The sequence below is a fragment of the Nonomuraea thailandensis genome (assembly GCF_024172165.1).
GTDB lineage: Bacteria > Actinomycetota > Actinomycetes > Streptosporangiales > Streptosporangiaceae > Nonomuraea > Nonomuraea thailandensis.
The window spans coordinates 8,381,156-8,393,825 of the sequence record NZ_JAMZEB010000002.1; the positions used below are offsets into that span (position 1 = coordinate 8,381,156).

Below are 12,670 nucleotides of genomic sequence, written 5' to 3' on the forward strand. Positions count from 1 at the left end.
GAACTCTGGATGATGAGGGCATGTCCACACCGCGGCAGCGTTACCGGGAGCAGGTCAGGAGGGAGATCAAGCAGGCCGCGCTGGCCCGGATCGGCGAGGGCGAGCCGCTGAGCCTGACGGCGGTGGCCAGGCGCCTGGGCATGACGGGGCCCGCCCTCTACAAGTACTTCGCGAGCCGCGACGAGCTGCTCGCCGAGCTGGTCCGGGACGGGCTGGGCGAGCTCGCGGCGGCGGTGCGCGCCGCAGCCGCGCCGCAGGGCGGGCCGCGGGAGCGGCTGCACACGCTGGCGCGGGCGTTCTACGACTGGGCCGTGGCGCACCCCGGCCTGTTCCTGCTCGTGTCCTCGGCGCCCACCCCGGCCGGCGCCGAGGAGGTGCTCAGGCCGTTCCTGCCGGTCTTCGCGCAGGGGCGGCCGGCGCGCGCGGTGGACGGGCTGCCCGGCTGGGCGCACGTGCCCGGCGGCGACCCGGCGGCGGCGCTGACCGGGGCCGTGCTGGTGTGGACCAGGTTGCAGGGGGTGCTGAGCGTGGAGCTGCGGGGCCCGTTCGCCGGGATCGGGGCGGCGCTGCTGGCGGCCGAGATCGACGCGCTGGCCGACACCATGGGCCTCTAGCGCCCTCTAGTGCGGGAACGCTTTCGGCGGCCGGGGCGTGACCTCGTCGCGGAACCGCTCGATGACGGAGTGGACCTGACGCATGAGCACGGTGTCCTGGAGGCGGTCCAGGTACAGCGAACGCCTGGCCAGCGCGTCCAGGTCCACGGCGAAGTAGATGGCCATCAGCGGGTTGACGAACAGCTCGCTGCCCCTGGTCCTGTCGGTGAAACGCACGTCCCCGAACTCGCCGCGCACCGCCGCCGCGATCGAGCCGTTCACGATGCTCGGGTAGGCGGGCAGCTCCGCCTGGGCGTGGGCGACGGCGTCGAGGTAGAGCGCGCCCGCCTTCGTGGACCGGGAGACGGAGAACGCGCCGAGGTAGGCGCCGTCGCGTTCGAGCGCCGCCAGGTTCTCCAGCACCTGCACGTGGTTGACGCCGTGATAGGCGTCCACGCCGAAGCCCAGGCAGGCCACGATCTTCTCGGGCACGTCGAGGGCGTGCGCGGCGGCCAGGCTCGTCATGTCGTCGGCCGGGGTGCCGAGGCCGGCCTCGTCGCCGCGCATGAGGATGTCGGTGCCGCCGTCCACCAGGACGACCGCGTCCAGGCCGAGGTGCTCGGCGAGCCTGGCGTACGCGGCGCGCAGCGGCCGGACGCCGACCTTGGGGAAGGCGTAGACGGTGGAGGGCAGGCCGTGCGCGGCCAGCCAGCGGGACAGGCACCCCTCGGGGAAGTACCAGTCGCGGGCCTCGGTGTCCGGGCGGATCTCCGCGACGTCCTCGCACAGCCAGACGTCGAGGTCGAGGGCGTCGAGGTGGCTGAACGACAGGTTCGCCAGGTGCACCTCCTTGCCCGCCTCCTGCAAGGAGAGGGCGAGGGGCAGCCCGGCGTACACGTCGGAGCCCCCGCCCGCGCCGGCGACGAGGATCCGGCGGGAGCTCGCGAGCCGGGCGGACAGGGGCGTGTCGAACATGTGTCACATCTTGCCGCAGCAAGATCCGGTCAGCGGGTCTTTCCGTAGCGCTGGTTGAAGCGCTCGACGCGGCCCGCGGTGTCGAGGACGCGGCCACGGCCCGTGTAGAAGGGGTGGCTGGCGGACGAGACGTCCACGTCGACGACCGGGTACGTCCTGCCGTCCTCCCACTCGATCGTCCTGTCGCTGGTCAGGGTCGAGCGGGTGAGGAAGGCGAAGCCGACGCTCGGGTCACGGAAGACGATCGGGCGGTACTGGGGGTGCAGGTTCTTCTTCATGGTCCCTGCAACCGAGCGACAACGGTTTTCATTCCCTCGCTTCCGGGTCGAGTCCGAGCACGGTACGGCCGCCGTCCACCGGGATCGTCGCGCCGTTGACGAAGGCGGCGTCAGGAGAGAGCAGGTGGGCCACCACGGAGGCCACCTCGGCCGGGGTGGCGACCCGGCCCAGCGGATGCAGCCTGGCCAGCTCCGCCTCCATCTCCGGCGTGCGCTGCTCCTCGTAGCGCCCCGTGGCCACCGAGCCGGGGGCCACGGCGTTGACGCGGATGCCGTGCCTGCCGTACTCGACCGCGAGCGCCCTGGTCAGGCCCTCCGTCGCGGCCTTCGCCGTGGAGTAGGGCAGGCTGCCGGGCACGGCCCTCGTGGCCTGGTGCGAGGTGACGTTCACGATGGCGCCCGGGGTGCCGGCCTCCAGGAAGTGGCGCACGGCGGTGGCACAGCCCACCACGGCCAGGTCGAGGTTGGCCGCGATCAGCGCCCTGACCTCGGAGATCGGGGACGAGTGCACGGAGGCGTCCCGGAAGACGGCGGCGTTGTTGACCCAGCCGGCCAGGGTGCCCGACTCCTGGGCCAGGTCGGCGGCCCAGGCGGCGACCTCCTCGTCCGCCGCGTCGCCGATCACCGGGACGACGCGGGGGCCGGCCCGGTCGAGAGCGTCCTTGTCGCGCTCGACGGCCACCACGACGTTCCGGTCCCCGAGGAGCCGTTCCACCACGGCCCTGCCGATGCCGCGCCCGCCTCCGGTCACCACATACGAAAGAGTCATGATCCGACGTTATGACGACGAGAAGGGAAATCGTGGGAATTATTCGGTGGCGAAGTGACCTTTATCACCGTATTTACGGCAAGTGAACGGGAACAAATCAAGGCGTGATCGCCACCGCAGGACCGAAAGCTCCGGCGCGAATGATCGGCGCACTCGCGATCACCCAGACCGCCGGATACGGCATTCTCTATTACGCGTTCTCCGTGTTCATCCCACCCATGTCGCGCGAGCTCCAGGCCGGGGTCGCGCAGCTCACCGGCGCGATCACGCTCTCCGTGCTCGTGTCGGGACTCGTCGCTCCGCTCATCGGACGCTGGCTCGACCGGCGCGGCGGGCGGGGGCTGATGACGGCCGGGTCCGTGCTGGGCGCGCTGGCGGTGCTGGCCTGGTCGCAGGTGCGCTCGGTGGTGCAGCTGTACCTCGTGTGCGGGGTGCTGGGCGTGGCGTCGGCCATGGTGCTGTACGAGGCGGCGTTCGCGGTGATCGTGGCCTGGTTCGACGCGACCCGGCGGGCGCGGGCGCTGCTGGCGGTGACGGTGGTGGCCGGGTTCGCCTCCAGCATCTTCCTGCCGCTGACAGGGCTGCTGGTGGAGCTGTACGGGTGGCGGCAGGCGCTGGTCATCCTGGCCGTGGGGTACGCGCTGACCGCCGTCCCCCTGCACGCCCTGGCCGTGCGCGGCCGGGCCGCGCCCGCCCACGTGGACCGGCGGGAGATCGTGGGATCGGCGCTGCGCGAGCGGCCGTTCTGGCTGCTGGCGGCGGCCTTCCTGACGCAGACAGGCGCCGTGGCGGTGATGGGGGTGCTGCTGGTCACGTACCTGATCGCGCTCGGGCATCCGCCCGTGTTCGCGGCCGGGGTGGCCGGGCTGCTCGGGGTGCTGTCGGTGACCGGGCGGCTGGTGACCACCGGGTTGCAGGCGCGGTGGCCGGTGGCGCTGATCACGGCCGTCATGTTCGGGCTGCAGGGGCTGGCGGCCGTGCTGCTGCCGATGGTCGGGCGCGGGGCCGTCGGGGCGGTGGTGGCCGTGGTGCTGTTCGGGCTGGGGTTCGGGGTGGGCACGATCGCGCGGCCCGCGCTGCTCGCCGACCGCTACGGGACGGCGGCGTACGCGTCGCTGAGCGGGGCGCTCGCTATGCCGATCTTGGTGGCCAAGGCCGTGGCGCCGCTGGTGGCGGCCGGGATCGCGCAGGTGGCGGGGTATCCGGCGGTGATGGGGGTGGTGGCGGCGGCGTGTGCGCTGGGGGCGTTGTCGCTGGTGGTGTACGACAGGTCGCGCGCGGCGGCGGCCCAGGGACAGTGAGAGCCCGCCGGGGAGAGCCACCGCACGCCCGGAGGCGGCGGGACTACGGCCGGACTGCGGTCGGCCCGACCACGGCCCGCCGGACTACGGTCGGCCCGACCACTTCCCGCCGGACTGCGGTCGGCCGGACTGCGGTCGGCCGGACTGCGGTCGCCGGGCCTCGGTCGGGACGGCGGTGGGCTGGGGCCGTCTTCGGACGGGGGCGGGCTGTCGGTGAGGGCGGCTACGATCGCCAGAGGCACGCGGGCGAGCGCCGGTGCTGCCTCTCTCCGCCATCGGCGGAACTGACGATCCGCACACCCCCGAACACGTAAGGTAGCCGCATGGATACCCCCACCGAGGTTCTGAACCGCGTGTTCGGCTACGACTCGTTCCGGGCGGGTCAGCAAGAGATCATCGACCACGTCGTGGCCGGCGGTGACGCGCTCGTCCTGATGCCCACCGGCGGCGGCAAATCGCTCTGCTACCAGATCCCCGCCCTGGTGCGCAAAGGCGTGGGGGTCGTCATCTCACCTCTGATCGCCCTGATGCAGGACCAGGTCGACGCGCTGCGGGCGCTCGGCGTGCGGGCGGGGTTCCTCAACTCGACGCAGGGCTTCGACGAGCGGCAGCTCGTGGAGGCGGAGTTCCTGTCCGGTGAGCTCGACCTGCTCTACCTCGCCCCCGAGCGGCTGCGCGTGGACGCCACGCAACGGCTGCTGGCCAAGGGCGACATCTCGGTGTTCGCCATCGACGAGGCCCACTGCGTGGCCCAGTGGGGTCACGACTTCCGCCCCGACTACCTGGAGCTGTCCAAGCTGCGCGAGCTGTGGCCGGAGGTGCCGCGCATCGCGCTGACGGCCACCGCCACGCCGTCCACGCATTCCGAGATCTCCTCCCGGCTCGGCCTGGAGCAGGCCCGCCACTTCGTGGCCAGCTTCGACCGGCCCAACATCCACTACCGCATCACGTCCAAGAGCGAGCCCAAGCGGCAGCTCCTGGAGTTCCTGCGCACCGAGCATCCCGACGAGTCCGGCATCGTCTACTGCCTGTCGCGCTCCTCGGTGGAGAAGATCGCCGAGTTCCTGGCCGACAACGGCATCGCGGCGGTGCCGTACCACGCGGGGCTCGACGCCCGCACCCGCGCCCTGCACCAGGCCCGCTTCCTGCGCGAGGACGGGCTGATCGTGGTCGCCACGATCGCCTTCGGCATGGGCATCGACAAGCCCGACGTGCGCTTCGTGGCCCACCTCGACCTGCCCAAGTCCGTGGAGGGTTACTACCAGGAGACCGGGCGCGCGGGGCGCGACGGGCTGCCCGCGACCGCGTGGATGGCGTACGGGCTGCAGGACGTCGTGCAGCACCGCCGCATGGCGATGGAGGGCGACGACGCCCACCGCCGCCGCCAGGTGCTCCACCTCGACGCGATGCTGGCGCTGTGCGAGACCGTGAGCTGCCGCCGCATGATGCTGCTCGACTACTTCGGGCAGAAGGGGTCGCAGCCGTGCGGCAACTGCGACACCTGCCAGACGCCTCCCGAGTCCTGGGACGGCACGATCGCGGCGCAGAAGGTGCTGTCCACGGTGCTGCGGCTGCTCAAGGAGCGGCGGCAGCAGTTCGGCGTGGGGCAGGTGGTCGACATCCTGGTCGGCAAGAAGACCGCCAAGGTGCTCCAGCACGGGCACGAGAGCCTGAAGGTGTTCGGGGTGGGCGCCGACCTGGGCAACGCGGAGTGGCACGGGGTGGTGCGGCAGCTCCTGGCCCAGGGCCTGCTCGCGGTCGACTCCGACCACGGCGCGCTGGTGCTGACGGACGACAGCGCGGCGGTGCTGCGCGGCCAGCGCGAGGTGCGCCTGCGCCGCGACGCCCACCGCCCCGCCCGCGCCAGGGCCTCCACCGGCGCCAAGTCCGCCCAGCCCGCGGTGGAGCTGCCCGCCGAGGCCGCTGCGGTCTTCGAGCGCCTGCGCTCCTGGCGCGGCGCCACGGCCAAGGAGCAGGGCGTGCCCGCCTACGTCATCTTCCACGACGCGACCCTGCGCGAGATCGCCACCCAGGCGCCCACGTCGCTGGCGGAGCTGAGCAGGGTGAACGGCGTCGGCGAGAACAAGCTGGCCAAGTACGGGGAGCAGGTGCTGCACACGCTTCACGGGGGCGACGCGCCGCCGGAGCAGCCGGAGACGGGCGAGCAGACCCTCCTCTGACGCCCTGCGGACCCTCGCCTGACGGTCTCCCCCGAACGCCACGGCAGGCCGCCGCCGACTTCGGCAGATCACCGGCGGCTTCGGGAGGCTACCGGCAACTTCGCCGTCACCGACGACTTCGGGGGACCGTCGACGACTGCGGAGGCCACCGTCGATCGTGCCGGTCACGGTGCCGGTGGTGGTGGCGACGGCCGCACGAAGAACGGTCGTCGCCACCACGTTGATCGGCCTGTCCGCGGCGATCGCAGGTGCGCCGCCTCGCGGATCGGCCGGAAGCTTTCGTCCCCTGGCACGGCGTGGTCCGCGTGACCGGCCGGCCATTACCGATCTTCTCACCGTATCGGGCATGACGTCGCGGGTTCCGCCAAGTGTGGTGCCGCGATCTCAGGTCTGACATTGCCGTACAGGGTGATCGTACGGCTTGGGAGCGGCGGATGTGAGTGCGGGCGGTCGCTCAGTTCTGCACGGGCCAGCCGGGATTACGGCCGAGGTGGGCGAGGAGGTGATCCTGGATGGGCGCGGACATGGGCACGCTCACCGCACGGGCGAACCTTTCGGGGCGGTCGGCGCGGGTGACGAACAGGTGGGCCAGGTCCAGCAGCTCCTCCGCCAGGAGTGGCGGGATCGGGTGGTGCTCGCCGCAGGCCCTGGCCACGTCCCAGGCGTGCGCGGTGATCTCGATGGCGCCGGCCGCGGCCACCATCGGGCTGGTCAGGTGGCGGTCGTGGATGGTGACGAGGTCGGCGGTGGTCGCGGCGATCCACTGGCCGAGGACCTCCGTGGCACTGTCCCTGAGGACGAGGGCGGGGTTGCGCGTCCACAGCTCCGGCGCCGGCGTCAGCCAGCCCGCAGCGGCGGCGGCATTCGTCCCACGCCCGGCAGGCAGACCGGCTGCGCGATCGCATGCGAGCGAAGCGGCCGCGGCGGAAGTCCCAGGCCCGGCGGGCGGGACGGGTGCCGCGGTGCGGGCGGGCGGGGTGGCAGTCCCAGGCCCGGCGGGCGGGACGGGGGCCGCGGTGCCGGCGGGCGGGGTGGCAGTCCCCGGCCTGGGGGGCGGGGCGGGGGCCCTGGTGCGGGTGGGCGTGGGGCGGGTGGGCGTGGGGCGGGTGGGCGGGGTGGGGGTCAGGGGGTCGGGGCCGGTTCGGATGTGGCCGGCGGCGGCCTCGTGCAGGGTCTGGAGGGAGTCGCCCAGGTGGTGGAGCAGTTGCTGGAGGTTCCAGTCCGCGCAGGGTGTGGGGCGGCAGAGCGCCGCGGGGGTCACGATGCGCAGGCTGCCGAGCGCGTAGTCGATCGCTCGCTCCAGCAGCGCCACGCCTGCCGTCAGTGCACGTTTCTGATCGCTCATGTCGCCTCCTCGTGAATGGAGACCCCGGGGAAGGTGAAAAGTCATCGCCTCGCGCGAGCGCCCGGAGCCGGACGGGACGCGGGAGGGCCCTGTTCGTCCGGAGGGTGCGCCGTACTCTGGGGCGGAGCGGAAGGATCTGTCATGGGGATGCTCAGCAGATTGTTCGACCGGCTCCTCGGCCTGCCCGAGGCCACCACTCCCGACCTCGAGATCGCCCGCGACCTGCGCGTTCCGATGCCCGACGGGGTCGTGTTGCGCGCCGACCGTTACCGGCCGCGCGGGTCGGAGCCGCTGCCGGTGGTGCTGATCCGCACGCCGTACGGAAAGCACAAGCTCGACGCCAGAGGGACGGCCCGGGTGCTGGCGCGGCGCGGCATGCAGGTCGTGGTGCAGGACGCCAGGGGCACGTTCGGCTCGGAAGGCCGGTTCTCCGCCTTCCACCAGGAGAAGGAGGACGGCCTGGCCACGGCCGCCTGGCTGCGGGAGCAGCCGTGGTGCGACGGGCGGCTGGCGATGGCCGGGGCCAGCTATCTCGGGTTCACGCAGTGGGCGGTCGGGCCGTACCTCGATCCGCCGCTGGAGGCGATGTGCCTGGGGGTGACGTCCAGCGAGTTCAGGACGACGTTCTATCCGGGCGGCGTGTTCGCCCTGCACAACCTGCTGACCTGGGCGGCGCTCATCGGCACGCAGGAGGAGGCGCCGCTGGGCGGGCTGCTGCCCGATCCGCGCAGGGAGAGCCGGTTGCGGCGGGCCATGGCGCACGTGCCCATCGGCAGGTCGGACGTGGCCGCGATCGGGAAGCGGGTGCCGTTCCTGCGGGAGGCCGCCGCGCACGCCGGGGCGGGCGACACCTTCTGGGCGGACGTCGACAACAGCGCCGCCGCGGTCAAGATGACGACGCCGACCAGCATGGTCACCGGCTGGTGGGACCTGCTGCTGCCCGCGCAGCTACGCGACTACGCCGCGCTGCGCGAGGCCGGGCGGCGCAGCCGCATCCTGATCGGCCCGTGGGCGCACGACCTCGGCGCGTTGCGGGCGCTGCTGTCGGAGGAGGTGTCGTGGCTGTCGGCGCACCTGCTCGGCGACACCGCCCAGCTCCAGCGCTCCCCCGTGCGCCTCTACCTGCAGCGGGCCGGCCGCTGGCTGGACTTCGAGCAGTGGCCGCCGCCGCAGTCGGCGCCGACCCCGCTGCACCTGCTGCCGTACGGCAGGCTCGGCTGGAGCGCGCCCGGCGAGAGCGCCCCGGACGTCTTCACCTACGATCCCGCGCGCCCCACCCGCTCGGTGGGCGGGCCGCTGCTCGACATGCGCGAGTCCAGGCAGCGCGACAACCGCGCCATCGAGGCCCGTCCCGACGTGCTCGTCTACACGGGCGCGCCGCTCCCCCGCCCTCTCGACCTGATCGGCCCCGTCTCGGCCACCGTGCACGTGCGGACCGACACGGGGCACGCCGACGTGTTCGTCCGGTTGTGCGACGTGGACCCGGCCGGGGTCTCGCGCAACGTCACCGACGGCATCCTGCGGCTGCCCGCCGGGAGCGAGGGTGTGATCGAGGCCGAGGTGGAGTTGCATCCGACGGGGTACCGGTTCCTGCGCGGGCATCGGCTGCGGGTGCAGGTGGCGGGTGGGGCCTTCCCGCGGTTCGCCCGCAATCACGGGACCGGCGAGCCGGTGGGTGAGGCGGTGCGGACGCGGCCGACGCGGTTCGAGATCTTCCACGACGCCGTGCGGCCGTCGGCGCTCATGTTGCCCGTCTTCGAGGGCCGGTAGGGCGGCCTGGAACCTTCCGCTCGTGGCTCGGGTAATGAGGGCGAGGAGGTTCGATGCGGTTGATGAGGGTGTGGGCCGGGGTGGCGGCATCGGTGGTCGTGGTGATGGTGGGCGGCGGGTGTGCGGGCGGAGCTCCCGCCGGCGGCGGCGCGCCGGTGCCCACCGGCGGCCGTGCGTCCGGCCCGGCCGGCGGTGGTACGTCCGCGCCCGACGATGGCGGTGCGTCCGGCCCGGCCGGGGGCGTGCGTACGAGCCCGGGTAACGGTCAGGAGGCGAGCCCGGGTGCCGGTGAGGAGGCGAGCCCGCGTCCTGCTGCCACCGGCGCTGGGTGCAACGGCACGGCGGTGTTCGAGGGGGACGGGTTTCCCGAGGTGCGGGGGACGGCTCGGGACGCGGAGCTCTGGGGGCTGCTGTTCGTCCGGGCGACGCCTCTCAGCGCGGGCGACGAGGTCAAGATCGTATGGCGGATGACCGGAGAAGGGCCGCTGCGGATCAGGGCCGTCCATCCCGACGGGACGGCCGCCGAGCGGGTCTGGGGGCCTGAGGAGCATGGGGGATCGAGCTGGCGGCGGCCCGGGCAGGAGTGGGGCACCGGGTTCGTGTTCCCGAAGCCGGGCTGCTGGAAGATCGAGCTGTCCCGTAGCCGGGGGTCGGGCCACGTGTGGCTGCCCGTCCGCTGACGTGCCGCCACCGCCGGGGACGGCACGTCAGCGACGCAGGGGGCGACACGTCAGCAACGCAGGAGGCGGCACGTCAGCGACGCAGGGGGCGGCGGGTCACGGTGCGGGCAGGGTGCGGTCGATGAAGGACGTGACGTCGTCGAGAACCTCGTCCTTGTTGGTCTCGTTGAACACCTCGTGCCGGGCCCCGGGATAGATCTTCTCCGTCAGGTCGCTGCCGCTGACCGCCGCGATGCCGGCACGGCTGCCGGGCAGCGGCACGAGCTGGTCGTCGTCCCCGTGCACCCACAGCGTGGGCAGCGCGCCGAACGTGCCGCCCTTGGCGATGGCGTCCAGCGTCGTCGCGAACGCCTCCAGCGTCACGCGCTTGAACGGCCCGTGCCACACCAGCGGATCGGCCGCGTACGCGGCGCCCACGGAGAGGTCGCGGGAGAGCGTGCCCGGGTCGATCGGCACGTCCGGCGGCTCCTCGAACGCCAGCAGCCCCGGCACGACCGCCCATTCCCCGATCACCGGCCCTGACAGGACGAGCGCGGTCAGACCCGAGGCGTACCGCTGGGCGTAGCGGGCCGCGATCATGCCGCCCATCGAGTGGCCGATCAGCACGACGGGCACGCCGGGGTGCTCGGCCCTGGCGTGCTCCTCCACGGAGTGCACGTCGGTGACCACGTCCTCGAAGTCCTCGACGAGCACCCTGTCACCTTCGGACTTGCCGTGCCCCATGTGGTCGAGCCCGTAGACGGCGGCGCCGTGGCGGACGAGCCGGTCGGCCACGTACTCGTAGCGGCCGATGTGCTCGCCGTACCCGTGGACGAGGAGCGCGAGGTATCGCGGCCGCTCGTGGGGCCATTCGCGGGCCGTGTTTCGGCCCCTCGTGCCGGTGAAGGTGCGCTCGCGTGCTTCCGCCATGCTCACTCCTAGCTCGAAAGTGAGGTGAGCGTACGCCACGGAAGGCGACGGCCGCGACGTCCGAAAACCGTCGACCTTCCGGCGCTCTCCGGTGTTGAAGAGGGTATGGACATCTACACCACGATCGACAGCCCACTGGGTGAGATCCTGCTCGCGGGGGACGGCACGGCACTGACCCGCGTGTCGTTCGACGGGGCCGCCTCAGGGGCCGGGACGAGGCCAGGGCGTGAGCCGGGCGCGTTCGCCGAAGTGGAGCGGCAGCTCGGCGAGTACTTCGCGGGTGAGCGCACCTCCTTCGACCTGCCGCTCGGGGCGCGCGGCACCGCGTTCCAGGAGCGGGTGTGGGCGGAGCTGGCCGGGCTCCCGTACGGAACCACGATCAGCTACGGCGCGCTGGCCGCCCGAGTCGGCGCGCCCGCGGACCGGATCCGCGCCGTGGGCGCGGCCGTCGGCGCGAACCCGCTGCTCGTCCTGCTGCCCTGCCACCGCGTCGTCGCCGCCGACGGCGCCCTGACGGGGTACGCGGGCGGCCTCGAACGCAAGCGTGCGCTGCTCACGCTCGAAGGCGTCCTGCAGCCCCAGCTCTGGAGCACGCTGTGAGCGCCGGGGAGCGGGCCGGCGACAGGGCCGGGCAGGGGTCCGGCGAAGGGACCAGCGGACGGGCCGACGAAGGCGCCGGCGCAAGGGCTGTCGAAGGGGCGGGTGAGACGAAGGTGGCGGCGGCCGACTGGGAGAGGCTGGCGGCCGAGCTGGACGCGTACGGTTGCGCGCTGACGCCGCGGCTCCTCACGCCCGAGGAGTGCGCGGAGATCTCCGGCCTGTACGACGAGGCCGGGTTCTTCCGCTCCACCGTCGACATGGAGCGCCACCGGTTCGGGGCCGGGCAGTACCGCTACTTCGACCACCCGCTCCCGCCCCTGGTGCAGCGGCTGCGGGCGGCGTTCTACCCCCGGCTGCTGCCGATCGCCAGGGACTGGGCGGCCCGGCTCGGGCAGCCCGCGCCCTGGCCGGACGACTTCGGCGAGTGGCTCGACCTGTGTCACCGGGCCGGACAGACCCGGCCGACGCCCATCCTGCTGCGCTACCGGGACAACGACTGGAACGCCCTCCACCGCGACCTGTACGGGGACCTGGTGTTCCCGCTGCAGGTGGTGATCGGGCTCGACAGGCCGGGCGAAGATTACACCGGCGGCGAGTTCCTGCTGGTGGAGCAGCGGCCCCGGGCTCAGTCGCGGGGGACGGTGACGCTGCTGCCGCAGGGGCACGGGCTGATCTTCACCACCCGCGACCGTCCCGTGCGGTCGTCGCGCGGCTGGTCGGCCTCCCCCGTGCGGCACGGGGTGAGCACTGTGCGGTCCGGGCTGCGGCACACGCTCGGCCTCGTCCTCCACGACGCGAAATGACGCTGATCAGCGCCGATGGCGGGCATCCCGGGCCTACCGCCGCCGAGCTGGCCAAGGTCGTCGAGCTCGTACGGGCGCAGCGGGCCCGTACCGTCGTGATCGGGCACGGGCGGCAGGCCGCGCCCGTGGCCGAGGCGTTCGCGCGGGCGTGGGGCGGGGACGTGCTGGCGGTGGTCGGGTGGCCCGAGGTGGCGGCCTCCTGGTTGCGGCAGGCCAGGCGGTTCACGGCGGAGGAGCCCGATGCCTGGGTGGTGGCGGGCGGCGCGCCGGGGTGGGCCGGGATGAGCGAGCGGCTGCGGCGCAGCACGGAGTGGGAGCCCGGGCGTACGTTCGGGTTCGCGGAGACGGCCGGGGCCGTGGCGCTCGCGCCGCCTGGCACCCTGGAGGGGATGCGCGGGGCCGGCCGCGATGGGCGGGCGTGGCGGATCGGGGCTCTGCCGCCTCGGGAGGAGTCATGACCATCACAC

General features: G+C 73.2%; 13 protein-coding genes. 8 read left to right on the top strand and 5 right to left on the bottom strand.

The window, feature by feature from the left end:
* Positions 1 to 20: 20 nt before the first annotated feature.
* On the top strand, positions 21 to 614 hold the full coding sequence (locus HD597_RS42225; RefSeq protein ID WP_253750759.1) for a TetR/AcrR family transcriptional regulator: 594 nt from the start codon (positions 21 to 23) through the stop codon (positions 612 to 614).
* 6 nt (positions 615 to 620) lie between these two features.
* Here HD597_RS42225 and HD597_RS42230 read toward each other — a convergent pair whose 3' ends face one another.
* The 3 genes from HD597_RS42230 to HD597_RS42240 are packed head-to-tail and all read right to left on the bottom strand — an operon-like array spanning position 621 to position 2,615.
* Positions 621 to 1,568, bottom strand: coding sequence for a DUF1152 domain-containing protein (locus HD597_RS42230; protein ID WP_253750762.1), 948 nt, complete (start codon positions 1,566 to 1,568; stop codon positions 621 to 623).
* Between the two features lie 29 nt (positions 1,569 to 1,597).
* Complete coding sequence (locus HD597_RS42235; protein WP_253750766.1) at positions 1,598 to 1,846, bottom strand: type B 50S ribosomal protein L31; 249 nt, start codon at positions 1,844 to 1,846, stop codon at positions 1,598 to 1,600.
* A 28-nt stretch (positions 1,847 to 1,874) separates the two neighbouring features.
* The gene (locus HD597_RS42240) at positions 1,875 to 2,615 is read right to left on the bottom strand and encodes an SDR family NAD(P)-dependent oxidoreductase (RefSeq protein WP_253750769.1); all 741 of its coding nucleotides are present in this window, start codon (positions 2,613 to 2,615) and stop codon (positions 1,875 to 1,877) included.
* Positions 2,616 to 2,755: 140 nt separating this feature from the next.
* Here HD597_RS42240 and HD597_RS42245 point away from each other — a divergent pair, with 140 nt between their 5' ends.
* Positions 2,756 to 3,916 (top strand): MFS transporter, encoded by a 1,161-nt coding sequence (locus tag HD597_RS42245; protein ID WP_253750785.1) that lies wholly within the window; start codon positions 2,756 to 2,758, stop codon positions 3,914 to 3,916.
* Positions 3,917 to 4,239: 323 nt separating this feature from the next.
* The gene (gene recQ, locus HD597_RS42250; protein ID WP_253750788.1) at positions 4,240 to 6,096 is read left to right on the top strand and encodes a DNA helicase RecQ; all 1,857 of its coding nucleotides are present in this window, start codon (positions 4,240 to 4,242) and stop codon (positions 6,094 to 6,096) included.
* Positions 6,097 to 6,550: 454 nt separating this feature from the next.
* Here the strand turns inward: recQ and HD597_RS42255 are convergent, their stop codons facing one another.
* Entirely contained in the window at positions 6,551 to 7,441 is an 891-nt protein-coding gene (locus HD597_RS42255) for a hypothetical protein (protein WP_253750791.1), read from the bottom strand.
* 141 nt (positions 7,442 to 7,582) lie between these two features.
* Here HD597_RS42255 and HD597_RS42260 point away from each other — a divergent pair, with 141 nt between their 5' ends.
* Together HD597_RS42260 and HD597_RS42265 are read left to right on the top strand one after the other, a co-directional pair.
* A complete protein-coding gene (locus HD597_RS42260; RefSeq protein WP_253750794.1) occupies positions 7,583 to 9,211 on the top strand; it encodes a CocE/NonD family hydrolase in 1,629 nt (542 codons plus the stop codon).
* 53 nt (positions 9,212 to 9,264) lie between these two features.
* Positions 9,265 to 9,891 carry a hypothetical protein gene (locus tag HD597_RS42265; RefSeq protein WP_253750797.1) on the top strand — a complete coding sequence of 209 codons (627 nt, stop codon included), beginning with the start codon at positions 9,265 to 9,267 and terminating at the stop codon, positions 9,889 to 9,891.
* 96 nt (positions 9,892 to 9,987) lie between these two features.
* Here HD597_RS42265 and HD597_RS42270 read toward each other — a convergent pair whose 3' ends face one another.
* A complete protein-coding gene (locus HD597_RS42270; RefSeq protein WP_253750801.1) occupies positions 9,988 to 10,800 on the bottom strand; it encodes an alpha/beta hydrolase in 813 nt (270 codons plus the stop codon).
* Between the two features lie 105 nt (positions 10,801 to 10,905).
* Between HD597_RS42270 and HD597_RS42275 the strand changes: the two genes are divergently transcribed.
* Genes HD597_RS42275 through HD597_RS42285 form a run of 3 tightly spaced genes read left to right on the top strand, consistent with a single transcriptional unit; the run spans position 10,906 to position 12,661 of the window.
* The gene (locus HD597_RS42275) at positions 10,906 to 11,400 is read left to right on the top strand and encodes a methylated-DNA--[protein]-cysteine S-methyltransferase (protein WP_253750804.1); all 495 of its coding nucleotides are present in this window, start codon (positions 10,906 to 10,908) and stop codon (positions 11,398 to 11,400) included.
* Positions 11,397 to 12,203: a 2OG-Fe(II) oxygenase gene (locus HD597_RS42280; protein WP_253750807.1), complete on the top strand. Its 807-nt coding sequence runs from the start codon at positions 11,397 to 11,399 to the stop codon at positions 12,201 to 12,203. Before HD597_RS42275 ends, HD597_RS42280 begins: the two co-directional genes overlap by 4 nt.
* Positions 12,200 to 12,661, top strand: coding sequence for a hypothetical protein (locus tag HD597_RS42285; RefSeq protein WP_253750810.1), 462 nt, complete (start codon positions 12,200 to 12,202; stop codon positions 12,659 to 12,661). The genes HD597_RS42280 and HD597_RS42285 overlap by 4 nt, the downstream gene beginning before the upstream one ends.
* The last annotated feature ends 9 nt before the right edge of the window (positions 12,662 to 12,670 follow it).

Bases quoted from the DNA above. Each gene is read 5' to 3' on its own strand.
- HD597_RS42225 (WP_253750759.1), top strand. From the start codon at position 21: ATGTCCACACCGCGGCAGCGTTACCGGGAGCAGGTCAGGAGGGAGATC.
- HD597_RS42230 (WP_253750762.1), bottom strand. From the start codon at position 1,568: ATGTTCGACACGCCCCTGTCCGCCCGGCTCGCGAGCTCCCGCCGGATC.
- HD597_RS42235 (WP_253750766.1), bottom strand. From the start codon at position 1,846: ATGAAGAAGAACCTGCACCCCCAGTACCGCCCGATCGTCTTCCGTGAC.
- HD597_RS42240 (WP_253750769.1), bottom strand. From the start codon at position 2,615: ATGACTCTTTCGTATGTGGTGACCGGAGGCGGGCGCGGCATCGGCAGG.
- HD597_RS42245 (WP_253750785.1), top strand. From the start codon at position 2,756: ATGATCGGCGCACTCGCGATCACCCAGACCGCCGGATACGGCATTCTC.
- recQ (WP_253750788.1), top strand. From the start codon at position 4,240: ATGGATACCCCCACCGAGGTTCTGAACCGCGTGTTCGGCTACGACTCG.
- HD597_RS42255 (WP_253750791.1), bottom strand. From the start codon at position 7,441: ATGAGCGATCAGAAACGTGCACTGACGGCAGGCGTGGCGCTGCTGGAG.
- HD597_RS42260 (WP_253750794.1), top strand. From the start codon at position 7,583: ATGGGGATGCTCAGCAGATTGTTCGACCGGCTCCTCGGCCTGCCCGAG.
- HD597_RS42265 (WP_253750797.1), top strand. From the start codon at position 9,265: ATGCGGTTGATGAGGGTGTGGGCCGGGGTGGCGGCATCGGTGGTCGTG.
- HD597_RS42270 (WP_253750801.1), bottom strand. From the start codon at position 10,800: ATGGCGGAAGCACGCGAGCGCACCTTCACCGGCACGAGGGGCCGAAAC.
- HD597_RS42275 (WP_253750804.1), top strand. From the start codon at position 10,906: ATGGACATCTACACCACGATCGACAGCCCACTGGGTGAGATCCTGCTC.
- HD597_RS42285 (WP_253750810.1), top strand. From the start codon at position 12,200: ATGACGCTGATCAGCGCCGATGGCGGGCATCCCGGGCCTACCGCCGCC.